This is a genomic window from Paenibacillus sp. YYML68, from assembly GCF_027923405.1.
Classification (GTDB): Bacteria; Bacillota; Bacilli; order Paenibacillales; family NBRC-103111; genus Paenibacillus_G.
The window spans coordinates 3,837,045-3,850,605 of record NZ_BQYI01000001.1 but is presented as its reverse complement, the minus strand read 5'-3'; the positions used below and the strand labels follow the sequence as shown (position 1 = coordinate 3,850,605).

12 protein-coding genes are annotated in these 13,561 nt (G+C 56.9%); 10 read left to right on the top strand and 2 right to left on the bottom strand.

The features are described from left to right. The first annotated feature begins 55 nt into the window (after positions 1-55). The 5 genes from ruvB (at position 56) to yajC (ending at position 6,461) form a co-directional block, all read left to right on the top strand. Entirely contained in the window at positions 56-1,060 is a 1,005-nt protein-coding gene (ruvB, locus tag PAE68_RS17280) for a Holliday junction branch migration DNA helicase RuvB (protein WP_281889002.1), read from the top strand. A 160-nt stretch (positions 1,061-1,220) separates the two neighbouring features. Continuing rightward, positions 1,221-3,428: a SpoIID/LytB domain-containing protein gene (locus PAE68_RS17275; RefSeq protein ID WP_281889000.1), complete on the top strand. Its 2,208-nt coding sequence runs from the start codon at positions 1,221-1,223 to the stop codon at positions 3,426-3,428. Between the two features lie 158 nt (positions 3,429-3,586). Then, the gene (gene queA, locus PAE68_RS17270; RefSeq protein ID WP_281888999.1) at positions 3,587-4,837 is read left to right on the top strand and encodes a tRNA preQ1(34) S-adenosylmethionine ribosyltransferase-isomerase QueA; all 1,251 of its coding nucleotides are present in this window, start codon (positions 3,587-3,589) and stop codon (positions 4,835-4,837) included. Between the two features lie 73 nt (positions 4,838-4,910). Further along, positions 4,911-6,044: a tRNA guanosine(34) transglycosylase Tgt gene (gene tgt, locus PAE68_RS17265; protein WP_281888997.1), complete on the top strand. Its 1,134-nt coding sequence runs from the start codon at positions 4,911-4,913 to the stop codon at positions 6,042-6,044. Between the two features lie 96 nt (positions 6,045-6,140). Next, positions 6,141-6,461 (top strand): preprotein translocase subunit YajC, encoded by a 321-nt coding sequence (gene yajC, locus PAE68_RS17260; protein WP_281888995.1) that lies wholly within the window; start codon positions 6,141-6,143, stop codon positions 6,459-6,461. An 81-nt stretch (positions 6,462-6,542) separates the two neighbouring features. Here yajC and PAE68_RS17255 read toward each other — a convergent pair whose 3' ends face one another. Further along, entirely contained in the window at positions 6,543-6,902 is a 360-nt protein-coding gene (locus PAE68_RS17255; RefSeq protein ID WP_281888993.1) for a TIGR04086 family membrane protein, read from the bottom strand. A 168-nt stretch (positions 6,903-7,070) separates the two neighbouring features. Here PAE68_RS17255 and PAE68_RS17250 point away from each other — a divergent pair, with 168 nt between their 5' ends. Then, positions 7,071-7,757, top strand: a complete 687-nt coding sequence (locus PAE68_RS17250) for a DUF421 domain-containing protein (protein ID WP_281888991.1) — start codon at positions 7,071-7,073, stop codon at positions 7,755-7,757. A gap of 11 nt (positions 7,758-7,768) precedes the next feature. Here PAE68_RS17250 and spoVB read toward each other — a convergent pair whose 3' ends face one another. Next, positions 7,769-9,346, bottom strand: coding sequence for a stage V sporulation protein B (gene spoVB, locus PAE68_RS17245; RefSeq protein WP_281888988.1), 1,578 nt, complete (start codon positions 9,344-9,346; stop codon positions 7,769-7,771). Between the two features lie 241 nt (positions 9,347-9,587). Here spoVB and PAE68_RS22715 point away from each other — a divergent pair, with 241 nt between their 5' ends. From PAE68_RS22715 to PAE68_RS17225, 4 genes are all read left to right on the top strand, one after another. Further along, positions 9,588-10,223: a post-transcriptional regulator gene (locus PAE68_RS22715; protein ID WP_309299340.1), complete on the top strand. Its 636-nt coding sequence runs from the start codon at positions 9,588-9,590 to the stop codon at positions 10,221-10,223. A 113-nt stretch (positions 10,224-10,336) separates the two neighbouring features. Continuing rightward, complete coding sequence (secD, locus tag PAE68_RS17235) at positions 10,337-11,569, top strand: protein translocase subunit SecD (RefSeq protein ID WP_281888986.1); 1,233 nt, start codon at positions 10,337-10,339, stop codon at positions 11,567-11,569. Next, the gene (gene secF, locus PAE68_RS17230; RefSeq protein ID WP_281888984.1) at positions 11,559-12,464 is read left to right on the top strand and encodes a protein translocase subunit SecF; all 906 of its coding nucleotides are present in this window, start codon (positions 11,559-11,561) and stop codon (positions 12,462-12,464) included. The genes secD and secF overlap by 11 nt, the downstream gene beginning before the upstream one ends. A gap of 97 nt (positions 12,465-12,561) precedes the next feature. Next, a complete protein-coding gene (locus PAE68_RS17225; protein ID WP_281888982.1) occupies positions 12,562-13,512 on the top strand; it encodes a cation diffusion facilitator family transporter in 951 nt (316 codons plus the stop codon). The last annotated feature ends 49 nt before the right edge of the window (positions 13,513-13,561 follow it).

Below are 13,561 nucleotides of genomic sequence, written 5' to 3'. Positions count from 1 at the left end.
TTGAACGAAGCTGGGGCTTGGGATGTAGTGCTTAAGCAAGAGAGGAGTGTGCCCTATGGACGACCGCATCATTTCCGCGCATTTGATGATGGAGGATCAGGCTGTCGAGTTCAGTCTGCGTCCGCGTTACTTGGCTGAGTATATTGGACAGGCGCAGGCGAAGGAGAATTTGAAGATCTATATCGAGGCGGCCAAGATGCGCAAGGAGGCGCTCGATCATGTGCTGCTGTATGGACCACCGGGTCTTGGCAAAACGACGCTGTCGAACATTATCGCCAACGAGCTGGGTGTCAGTATGCGGACGACGAGCGGACCTGCGATCGAGAGGCCAGGCGACCTGGCGGCGATCTTGACGAACCTGCAGGAGGGCGACGTTCTGTTCATCGACGAGATTCACCGGCTTCACCGGACGGTGGAGGAGGTGCTCTACCCGGCGATGGAGGATTATGCGCTCGATATTATTATAGGTAAAGGGCCGAGCGCCCGCTCGGTGCGGCTCGACCTGCCGCCGTTCACGCTCGTCGGCGCGACGACGCGGGTCGGTCTGCTATCGGCGCCATTGCGCGACCGATTCGGCGTCGTCAGTCGGCTCGAATATTACACGATAGACGAGCTGACCTACATCGTTAGCCGGACGGCTGACCTGCTGCAGGCAGAGATCGTCGGCGAGGCTGCGCGAGAGATTGGCATGCGCTCGAGAGGGACGCCGCGTATTGCGAACCGGCTGCTGAAGCGGGTGCGCGACTTTGCTCAAGTGAAGGGCGACGGCATCATTACGCTGGATATTGCGCGAACGGCGCTGCAGAGCATTCAGGTCGATCCGCTCGGGCTCGATGAGATCGATCATAAGATGCTGCGGGCGATTATATTGAATTTTCAAGGCGGTCCTGTCGGCCTCGATACGATTGCGGCCTCGATCGGCGAGGAGAGCCAGACGATTGAGGACGTCTATGAGCCGTACTTGCTGCAGATCGGCTTCCTGCAGCGGACACCGCGCGGACGGATGATTACGGACAGCGCTTGCAAGCATCTCGGGCTGCCGATGCCGAAGCGGGGGTAGCGATAATCGTTGGGATGCAGGCACAGGCGGAGTATGCGTATGAGCGGTCATGTGGAGTCATGTGATGTAGCTTGGCTTGCAGCTGTGCTTGAGCGATATGCGCCAATCGTGTAGTGGGATGATGCTGATATTGTGAATCTGGAGGAGGGAAATCGCGAGCATGAGCAACGAACGAGCGGGGCGCCGGGAGAAGTGGCGCCCGAGAAGGACTGGCGGCGGCGGTGCCCATGCCGCCGCCAAAGTATTCGCCTGCGCGGCGCTGCTCGCGACCGGCGCTCTCGGCGCCGGTCGCGAGGCAGCGCCCTGGCCGCAGGCGCAGCAGCTGGCAGCCGCCGCGACACCGGCGGCTGCGAGCCCAACTGCCGCAAGCGCAGCTGCGGCAGCTACATCCGGGCAGACGCCGGTGCGCGTCGCCCTGTTCATTGAGTCGGGCCGCTATAGCGCCACGACCCCAGCGGCCGCCCTGGAGGCGGATCGCGGGCTGACGCTCGCGATCCGCGAAGCGGGCGGCCTGCGGCCGGCCGCCGCGGCCGGCCCGGGCGAAGCCGTCCGAGTGTACGCGGACGGCTACTACGCGGAGCTGCTGCAATCGGCTGATGCAGCAGCAGTGCAAGCGGCCGCCGAGGCGCTTGCGGCGGCCGAAGGCGGCGCAGCTGTGGGCATCTGGCAGCGCGCGCAGCAGGGCAAGCCGCTGTATGTGCTCTTCTCGGGGCCGTTCCCCGCGAAGGAGCAGGCGGCGGCAGCGGCGGCGAAGCACAAGGGCGCAGCGGTGCGCGGCCCGCTGCGCTACAGCGCGGGCAGCTACGCCGACGAGGCGCAGGCGGCGGCACAGGCCGCTGCGCTTGAGGCTGCCGGGTACCCGGCGGGCGTCGCCCATATGAGCGGCGGCGGCTACGCGGCGCTCGTCGGCAACGAGCCCGACGAAGCGGCGCTCGCCGCGCTGAAGGCGAAGCTGGCGGCTGCGCTGCCTGCAGTGAAGGTGGCGGCGCTGGAGTCTGGGCAGTCGTACGTGCTGAAGCAGTCCGGGGCGGTGACAGGCGTGGATGGTAAGCTGAAGTCGATAGCCGCTTACACCATCTCAGGTGAGGCGAAGCTGTGGGTCGAACCTGCCGATCCAACAGACGGTGTGCGGGTGAAGGAGCGTTCAGGGCGTTCGTATCGCGGCGGCATCGAGGTGACGACGCTTAACGGGAAGCTTGCTGTCATCAACGAGCTGCCGCTCGAGACGTATGTCGAGAGCGTGCTCGGCTCCGAGCTGAGCGCAGGCTGGCCGATCGAGGCGCTGAAGGCGCAGGCGGTAGCGGCGCGCACTTATATATTGAAGCAGAAGCCGGATAAATACAGCATCGCCAGCGTGTCCGACACGACGACGGACCAGATGTACAAGGGGATAGAGGGCGAGTTCGCAGCGGCCCGTCAGGCGGTGGAGGCGACGAAGGGCGAGGTGCTTCGCTATAATGGAGCACTCATCGAGCCGTTGTACTACTCCAATGCAGGCGGCATGACCGCCGATCCTACCGAAGTATGGGGCAATCCGCTGCCTTACTTGAAGCCCGTCCCTTCTCCTGACGACGGAGCGCAGGCGGGCAAGCTGAAATGGCTGCATGTCGTGCTGCCGACAGGCGTGCTCGGCTACATCCGCTCCGATCTGACGCATAAGACGAATGAGCAGAACGCGTTCGGCATTCCTTATTACGAGTCGGCGCAGGACGGGGTGAATGTTCGCTCCGCGCCTTACGTGAGCGATGTGACGAACCCGGCTATTGCCAAGGTGAATCGGAACGACCGATTCCTCGTCATCGGCGACATGATGGAGTCGAATGCGTTCTCCTGGATTCGTGGTCCATACAGCGCGGAGCAGCTGAGGGAACGGATGGCCGGCTCACTTCCTGCAGCCTCGGCTACCGCTTCGTTGGACAAGCTCGAGGTGACGAAGCGGGGGCCGTCAGGACGCGTGATGGAGGTGTCGGTCAACGGTCAGCCGGTGAAGACGACGTATCCCGATTCATTGCGTACGCTGCTCGGCGGCTTGCCGAGCACGCGGTTTGAAATCGAGCAGACAGGACGCTATACTATATGGGGAGCGAACGGGAGCACTCGTGATCAGAGTGAAGCAAGCAAGCCGCTCTATGCGGTGAGCGCCTCAGGGGCTGTCACAGAGATGAAGGGAGAGCACTTCTTCGTGCTGAGCGCAGGCAATAGCGTAACTCCAGTATCTCGTAAGCCGCAGTTTCTGTTCAAGGGCACCGGCTTCGGTCACGGACTCGGAATGTCCCAATGGGGCGCCAAGGGCTACGCCGAGCTCGGGTATAGCTACGCCAAGATATTAGAAGCGTACTATCCGGGAGCGCAGCTGTCCAAGCAGTAAGCTCTACGGACCAGCGCCTAGCTTCATGGACCAGCACGCGAAGGTTGCGGATCATCGTGATCTACTCGCACCAGTGCCAAGCTACACGCAACGACGATCGAAGCTCTGCGGATGACGCAGCTTGATATAGACTTAAGGACAAGGACGGAATGTATTAGATGAAGGTAGACTTATTTGACTATGAGCTCCCGGAGGAGCTGATTGCGCAGACGCCGCTGCAGGACCGTACAGCATCGCGGCTCTTGACGCTCGACAAGCGCTCTGGGTACGTTCGCCATCACCAGTTCGAGGAGCTGGAGCAATATTTGCAAGCCGGGGATGTGCTCGTGCTGAACAACACGCGAGTCATTCCAGCCCGGCTTTTTGGCGTGAAGCCAGACACAGGAGCGAAGGTGGAGGTGCTGCTGCTGAAGCAGCTCGAGGGCGACGCTTGGGAAGCTCTTGTGCGTCCGGGCAAGCGGCTGAAGGCAGGGGCAGTCATTCATTTCGGCTCGGCCGACGACCCTTCACAGCAAGCTACTACAGTCGGCGATTCAAGTGACTCGCTCACGACTCCATCGTCGAATGCCCAGTCGTCGAACCCGCAGGCATCGAATGCTCAGTCGTCGAACGCTCAGGCATCAAATGCCCAGTCGTCGAACGCGCAGGCCTCGAACGCCCAGGCCTCGAACGCCCAATCGCCGAGCACTCACTCGTCGCACAACTCTGCCAGCTCTAGCCCACTCCTCGTCGCAACCGTAGAGGCGGAGGGCGAGATGGGCACGCGGGTGCTTCGCTTCACGTACGAGGGCATCTTCAATGAGCTGCTCGACCGGCTCGGCCACATGCCGCTGCCGCCTTACATTAAGGAGCAGCTGCCCGAGCGGGAGCGCTACCAGACCGTCTATGCGAAGCATCAGGGCTCAGCCGCCGCACCGACGGCAGGTCTGCACTTCACCGAGGCGTATCTGAATAGGCTGGAACAAAAAGGTATACAATTAGCCTATGTCACACTGCATGTCGGACTCGGCACGTTCCGTCCTGTTGCAGCTGACGACGTTGAGGCTCATGACATGCACGAGGAGTATTACGAGGTGTCGGCGGAGACGGCGGAGCTGGTGAATCGCGCGAAGGCTAGCGGCGGACGCGTTATTGCTGTCGGCACGACGAGCGCACGAACGCTCGAGTCTGTCGCGAGGGAGGACGGCAGCTTAGAGGCGGGCAGCGGCTGGACCGGCATCTTCATCTATCCGGGCTACTCCTTCCGCATCGTCGATGCGCTGCTCACGAACTTCCATCTTCCGAAGTCGACGCTGCTCATGCTGATCAGTGCGCTGGCGACCCGAGAGCACATCCTAGCTGCTTATAAGGAAGCGGTCGAGCAGCGGTATCGCTTTTTCAGCTTCGGCGACGCGATGTTTATATATTAATCGCCTGACTAGTTTATATACGGACGGCTAACTTTGGCCTGCAAGCAATTTGAATGAAAAGAAGTGATTCCAGATGGCAGTAACTTACGAGCATATCAAAACGTGCAAGCAATCCGGAGCAAGACTCGGCCGCGTCCATACGCCTCACGGCGTCATCGAGACGCCGGCCTTCATGCCCGTCGGCACGCAGGCTACGGTGAAGACGATGAGCCCCGAGGAGCTCAAGGCGATGGACGCGCACATTATATTAAGTAACACATACCACCTGTTTCTCCGACCGGGACACGAGATCGTGAAGGAGGCGGGCGGCCTGCACCGCTTCATGAATTGGGATCGTCCGATCTTGACCGACAGCGGCGGCTTCCAGGTGTTCTCGCTCAGCGAGATGCGCAAAATTACGGAGGAGGGCGTTCAATTCCGCTCCCACTTGAATGGCGATAAGCTGTTCATCTCTCCGGAGAAATCAATTGAAATCCAAAATGCGCTCGGCGCCGACATTATTATGGCGTTCGACGAGTGCCCGCCTTATCCGGCGGAGCATAGCTACGCGAAGCAGTCACTCGAACGGACGACACGCTGGGCAGCTCGATGTCTCGAGGCGCATAGCCGCAAGGACGATCAAGCGCTGTTCGCCATCATCCAAGGCGGCATGTACGAGGACCTGCGCAAGCAGAGCGCCGCTGAGTTGACTTCCATGGATTTCCCGGGTTATGCTATTGGAGGACTTAGCGTCGGTGAGCCGAAGCCTCTCATGATGGAGGTGCTCGACTACACGGTGCCGCTCATGCCTGCGAACAAGCCCCGTTACTTGATGGGTGTCGGTTCGCCGGATGCGCTTGTGGAGGGCTCCATTCGCGGGATCGACATGTTCGACTGCGTGCTGCCGACCCGTATCGCGCGTAACGGTACGGTCATGACCAGTGAGGGCAGACTCGTCGTCCGCAATGCGAAGTTCGCGCGTGATTACGGACCGCTCGATCCGAAGTGCTCCTGCTATACGTGTCAGAATTACTCGCGTGCATACATTCGCCATCTCATCAAGGCCGATGAGACGTTCGGTATACGACTGACGACATATCATAACCTGCACTTCCTGCTCGAGCTGATGCGTGGCGTGCGGCAGGCGATTCGCGAGGACAGACTGCTCGACTTCCGGGATCAGTTTTTTGCCGAATACGGCATCGATGAGAATAGCAAAGGATTCTAGTGCTCGCAAGCGAGCGCCCGCTTGCTTTGAGGATTGGCTTCACTCTTTCTACATATTTTATTTCAGGCTAGAACAATCGAAACGGAGGAACTGCACATGTTGTTGGCTACGGCCCAAACTTCACCAGGCGGCATCGAAGGCATTCTGATTACCTACGGACCGCTCGTCCTAATGTTTGTTGTTCTGTACTTCCTACTCATTCGTCCACAGCAGAAGCGTCAGAAGACTCGCAACCAGATGCTGGGCGCCTTGAAGAAGGGCGATAAGGTTGTCACGATCGGCGGCTTGCACGGTACTCTTGTAGAGCTGACCGACGACACGGTTATTCTTCGTGTGAACGACGTCACGAAGCTGACGTTCGAGCGCTCCGCGGTCAATTCCGTGAAGTCGGCGCCTGAGACGGAAGAGGGCAAGTAATTCGTGTCATTATTCGTCACATTGAAAAAGCATGTGCAAGAGGCTCGCCTCCTGCACATGCTTTTTTGCTTACGCGGCGTATTACTTCTTCATGTTCACCCCGACCACGCCTCCGAATGCTCCCGCAACGAGCGCGATACCGCCGACCATCAGCAGCTCGTTCGTGACACCGCTGTCGTATGCTAGAAATCCGATCATCCAGACGATGCCCGTATAGAGCATGCCGAGCATGCCGCCGTGGTACCAGCCCTTCGATTCACAGCGCTTGCCGGTCAACACACCACCGATGAGCAGCGATAGTCCGTGGACGAGGAGCGTCGTCGACAGCCATGAGCTTTCCGATAGGCCAGTAGCGAGTAGGAGCAATGAGGCTAGCAACGTGCCGAGCAATGTAATGACGGTGGAATACATAAGTCCAGATAACAGTGGCGAACGGTTCATTAGGTAGCAAACCTCCCCGGGCTTGATAGAGTTAGTCCCATTTTATGGGCTTGTTTCACAAATTATTCGTCTAAGACGATGACAGTCTTACCAACATTTCTACGGAATGAGCGGCTCTCCCCAAGGTCACAATACTCATTGAGCCACAATTGCGGGAGGGACAGTCACATGGAGCTGTGGACGCTTTTTTTGCGCACGGTCTTGGTGTACATATTCGTCTTTCTGATGATGCGGATCATGGGCAAACGCGAGATCGGCAAGCTGTCGATCTTTGACCTGGTCATCTCCATTATGATTGCGGAAATCGCGGTGTTCGTGCTCGATGACATCCGCAAACCGATCATTGAGGGACTTCTGCCGATGGTCACGCTCGTGGGCATTCAGATTCTAATCGCCTTTATCTCGATGAAGAGCGAACGGCTGCGGCGGCTGTTCGAGGGCCGACCGGCCGTCATTATGGAGCATGGACGTATGAATCAGTCCGAAATGGCGAAGCAGCGCTACAATTTGGACGACCTGCTTCATCAGCTGCGGCAAAATAAAGTGTTGAACCCGGCGGACGTTGAATTCGCCATACTCGAGCCGTCCGGCAAGCTGACAGTCGCGCGGAAGGACCAGCTTGCCTCGATCAAGACCACCTCCAAGTCCGAGCCGAAGCACAGCATTCGGTATGAAGGCTTGCCCTTGCCCTTAATTATGGATGGGAAGGTGCAGGAGGAAAGCTTGGCGAAGCTTGATCAAACCCGGTTTTGGCTAAAGAGGGAGCTGCAGCAGCGCGGCGTGAACGACTTCAAGGACGTCTTCTTCTGCTCCATCGATCATCGCGGCAAATGGTTCATCGATAAGAAAAGGTAGAGGCAAGCAGCTTACTTCACCAGCTTCTTGCCTAGCAGCACGACTCGGAGCACGTCGTCCTTCTCGATTAATCGGGTTAGCAGTGCGAGCACAATATAGCAGCTGAACCCAATAGCGGAAGCGGTCAGAAACCGGCTAAGTCCGCCTTCAATCCAATTGCTGTTCATGACGACTACGCTTGCCCACCCCGACCCTGCCATACACGCCCCAACCTTGATGAAATCGGTAACGGCCATTCGGAACTTGAGCAGACGGGCGACGCTGTAGCCATGCAAGATGGTGACGAGCATAATGTTGACGGTGATCGCTACGATCGCCCCAAGAATGCCGAATTCCGGACGGCTGGCAAGAAACCAGATGAGCGTAAGCTTAACGGCCGAGCCGATCAGTGTATTAATAAGCGCCGCGCCGGGCTTATCTAGAGCTTGCAGCGCTGCCTGCAGCGGTGCTTGCAGGTAGATGAAGAGAGCAGCGGGGGCCATCAGGCGTAGCATAGCGCCAACCTCCGGCGCTGCATATAGATAGGTACAGATCGGTTCGGCGAGCACATACATGAGGGCGGCGAACGGTGCACCGGTAACAAGGGCGAGCCGTAACGATTGGTGCAGTCTCGCATGGATCGTTCTCATATCGCCCTTGGCTGCCGCCTCGGACAACGAAGGAACGAGCGAGACGGCAAGCGAATAGGTCAGAGCGCTCGGCAGCAGCAACACCGGAATGACCATGCCCTGCAGGGCGCCATACTGAGCGGTAGCTGCTGCTGTCGCGACGCCGGCTGCTGCGAGACTCTGTACAATCATGATCGACTCGAGGAAAAAAGAGCCCGACCCTACAAGCTTACTGCCAGTTACCGGCACAGCCAGCTTCAAGAGCTCCTTCAGGCTCGTCCAGGCGCTAGCCGATGCTGTGGTAACGGCAGAGACTGCTCTCCTCGCTGCTGTGTAGGCTGATTCGCGAGCAAGCTCCTGCCGATGCAGCAGCAGCAGCACGAGCAGCGCGCACATCTCACCGCTCATGACCCCGACCATCGCGCCCGCTGCGGCGTAAGCGATTCCGTACGGCAGCATCATATACGCGAATAGCAGAACGGTAACGATGCGAACGAGTGTTTCGGTCACTTGAGACAGTGCCGTAGGAATCATATTTTGACGGCCCTGGAAGTATCCCCGATACACCGAGGATATGGCAACTAGCGGAACGATCGGCGTCATGCATAGGAATGTATAGTAGACGCGCGGGTCTGTGAACAGATGGGCTGTAATCCACTCGGCGCCAACGACGATTAGAGCTGTGAACAGCACACCGAGTATAGTGGCAAGCACGAGGGCGGAGCGGAATATCATCTTGACCCTCGCCTTATTCCCTTCAGCTTCGGCTTCCGCGACGAGCTTGGCTACAGCAATCGGAATACCGCCTGTCACGATCGTTAGAATAACGACCAGAAATGGCCAGCCCATCTGGTACAAGCCGATGCCCTCGGCGCCTATGACTCTCGGCAGCGTCATTCGTGGAATAAAACCGAGTATGCGGTTAATAATACCGGCCGCCAGCAAGATCAGCGTTCCTTTTATAAACGATTGTTTCGTCAACGGAATAACCTCTTTTCTCATGAAATAACAGGTTCCGAGCACTTGATCGGAGCTTGCTATGGAAGCTTCGAGCTGGGCAGAGAGTATCTAGGGCGTGTACTACATGAATATGCCGAACATGTCCGCCTGCATGCACACATTTTTGTACAGGTCTATAGACGCAAGGAAAGCAGGAGAAACGACAAATATAGCGAATTGTTAGATCAACGAGTGAGCTGCGAAACGGGAGGGGGTACTATCGATGAGCGACGAGAAGCAGCTGCAGTCTGGCAGCGGAGAAGCGCAAGCGACGGATCATGAGAAGGCTGAGGAAAAAGCCGCTTCGGGAGAGGAAGAGAGAGATCATAAAGATGCACGTTCTGAGCAGGTGCCCTATATGGAGCTGTTCTATTCGGATGAGTCTGCCGCGGCAGTGGATGCTCCTGAGAGGCGTGCGCAGCCGACCATGATGGACTGGGCGTCCATGACGATTGAGACGGCACCGGGCCAAGCTCAGAAGCATGAGATGGACTCATCGGAAGCATTGGAGGCTGGCGCTGACGATGCTGAAGCCAGTGAGGTCGATCAAGCTCAGATCGAACAGCATTTGGCGGACACGGATTGGACGGAGCAAGGCGCAGAGGGATCGTCTGAGCTGATGGAAGCTGAGGAGCTGAACCAGGTGATCGAGGACATATGCCGGAGCAAGGCGGAGGAGTTCCGTATGATCGGCTATGAGCGGGTAACGGGAGCGGAGATATGGGAATGCGTCAGCGACAGCTATCGGAAAAAGGGGCTCCCACCGCTGCATCGCATCGTCAACGATATATTGACGTTGAAGGTGACGTCGTTCATGAATTGGATGACGATGAGCGTCTACAGAGACTCCCAGCGCTAGAGGGGAGTCTTTGCGGCATGTATTCGTGCCGTTTTCGAGCGTTTCTTGCTAAATTGACTCGATTTTCGCAGGTGGTTATAATAGGACTACCTAGGTGTGGAAGGAGAACGTTAATGGATACTAAGCGTATTGTCGCGTTTTTCGCGGTGGTCATCATCGTGTTAAGCGCGATCGGTCTGACCAGCCCAAGCTTGATGAAGGATATCAGGCTCGGATTGGATTTGAAGGGCGGCTTTGAAATCTTGTACGTTGCGGAGCCGATTGAAGAGGGACAGACGATTACGAAGGAGTCGCTGCTGGAGACGGCGCGCAGCGTCGAGAAGCGGGCGAACGATTCCGGTGTTGCCGAGCCGGAGGTTACGACTGAGGGCAAGGACCGTATTCGTGTTCGTATTGCCGGCATTACGAATGAGGACGAAGTTCGAGCAATCCTGAAGAAGCCAGCTGAGCTGACGTTCCGTGGACCGGATGGCACGAAGGAGATGATCGGCAGCGATTTCGTTCAGGGCGGAGCTGAGCTCATGTTCGATGAGGCGAATCGTCCGCAGATCAACATCACCGTGAAGGACGCTCAGAAGTTCAAGAACGTGACGGAGAAGCTGCTCGGTCAGCCGCTTGCAATCTACCTTGACGAGACGATGCTGTCAGCTCCGATCGTACAGGCTGTGCTATCCGACGGCAAGGCGACGATCTCCGGTAACTATACGATCGACGAAGCGCGGAAGCTGCGCGACACGATCAATCTCGGTGCGCTGCCGCTGAAGCTGACGGAGAAATATACGCAGTCTGTCGGAGCCTCGCTCGGACAAGCGTCGCTGGAGCAGACCGTACGCGCTAGTGTAGTCGCTTCCATCCTAATTTTACTATTCATGATTTTCGTTTACCGGATTCCAGGCCTGGTCGCAAGCGTATCGATCATTGCCTACATCTGGCTGCTACTTGGCATCATCTATATGATGAACGCAACGTTGACGCTCCCTGGTATTGCCGCCTTCGTGCTTGGGGTCGGTATGGCCGTGGACGCCAACATCATTACGTACGAGCGGATTAAAGAGGAGATGCGCAGCGGCAAGAGTGCCTTGTCGTCGCTGAAGGCTGGCTCGCGCAACTCGCTGCGCACCATTATCGACGCGAACCTGACGACGATTTTGGCCGGTGCGGTGCTGTACTTCCTCGGAACAGGCGCGATTCAAGGCTTTGCGCTGACGCTTATTTTCAGCATTCTGGTCAGTATCCTTTCGAACGTCCTTTTCTCCAGATGGCTGCTGTATTTGCTCATTCGTAGCAACTGGTTGAAGAAGCCGGAGTACTTTGGAGTAAAGGAGTCCGAGATTAATGCGCTTTAATTATGATTTTGTCGGTAATCGCAAGAAGGCGTTCATATTCTCCATCGTCATTACGATACTGGGCATTGCGACGCTGCTGTTCTCAGGCCTGAATCTGGGCGTTGACTTCAAGGCAGGCACGACGCTCGATATATCTACAGGCGGACAAGCGGTGGAGCAGGCGAAGGCGGTTGAGATCTTGAAGAGTGCCGGTCAGTCGCCAGCGACTCCGCCGATTATTGGCGGCGACTTGGGTGATCGTGTGACCGTACGCTTCGATCAGGTGCTGTCTCAGGAGCAGGTGAAGCAGGTAGAGGACGCCTTCAAGTCCGTATATGGTGACAAGGTGACGAAGGAAGAGAATACGGTCGACACCGAGCTTGCGAAGGAGCTGGCAATGAAGGCGATATACGCCGTTCTGGTTGCGAGTGTCGGAATCATTATTTATGTCAGCATCCGCTTCGAATGGCGCTTCGCAGTGGCAGCGATCGTCGCTCTGTTGCATGATGCGTTCATCGTCATCAGTGTATTCTCGATCTTCCGTCTCGAGGTTAACCTGCCGTTCGTCGCCGCAGTGCTTACGATCATCGGTTATTCCATCAACGATACGATCGTTATATTTGACCGGATTCGTGAGAACCTGCGCTTCTCCAAGCTGAAGTCGTTCGAAGATCTGGCTGATCTTGTGAACAAGAGTATATCGCAGACGATGCTGCGCTCCATTAATACGGTGCTGACCGTATTCATCGCCGCGGTGCTGCTGTTCGTCATGGGAAGTCCGGCGATTCGGTTGTTCTCGCTTGCGATGATTCTCGGCTTGCTTAGCGGGGCATACTCTTCGATCTTCATCGCAAGTCCAATCTGGCTGCTGCTGAAGAACAAGTCGATCGGTTCCAAAAAGAAAGCTGCAGCGTAAGCAATAGAAAAACGGCCGCCGCGCATAGGCATGCTGCGGCGGCTGTTGTACTTGTATAGGCTTTGACGAAACGATACTTTCATGGAGGAGAGGCCCCATGACAGAGGAACGATATAAACAGGCGTCAGTCGGCATGTGGATTGGTATAGGAGTGAACGTCGTCTTGACGCTGATCAAAGCGGCTGCAGGCATTATGGCGCAAAGTAAGGCTTTGCTTGCTGATGCTGTCCATTCAGCCTCCGATGTCGTTGGCTCCATTGCAGTTCTGATCGGACTTCGTACCGCGAAGCTGCCTCCTGACGAGGATCATCCGTACGGTCACGGCAAGGCGGAGCCCATCGCGGCTATTGTCTTGTCCGTTCTCCTCATGGTAGCAGGGCTTGAGGTCGGCATTACAACAGTGAAGGTGTTTTTGGAGGGAGTAGAAGGCCCACCGAAGAGCTTGGCTTTAATTGTCATCGTTCTATCTATTGTCGTGAAGGAAATTATGTTTCAATATAAGTATAGGCTCGGTCAGCGGCTGTCCAGCCAAGCGTTGATCGCTAGCGCCTGGGAGCACCGCTCAGACGTCTACTCGTCCATCGCCGCTTTCGTTGGTATTGGCGGTGCAATGGCGGGCGCTTATTTTGGCGTGCCGGGCATGTATTATCTCGATCCGATTGCAGGCTTGCTCGTTGCAGTGCTGATCATCCGTATGGGCTATCGCATCATGATGGACGCGGCTCATCGTACGATGGATCACGTTCTGCACCAAGAGGATGCGAAGGATCTGCTCGATACGGTGCAGCGGATCAAGGGTGTTATCTCGATTGACGATCTGCGGGCGAGAGAGCACGGGCATTACGTCATTGTAGATGTCAAAATCAGCGTGAATCCGAAAATTTCGATATTCGAAGGTCATGAGATCGCCAAAACGGTGAAGCAGACGTTGATGAAGCGCTTCATCCATGTATCGGACGTGTTCGTACACGTGAATCCTTACGACCCGGGCTATCCATATAAGAATGAAGGTCTCGAACACGATGATTTGCCGACGCTGCTGCACTAAACGATAGGTCTATCGTTGATAGGCACAGCACGATTTTAACTAAAAGGGG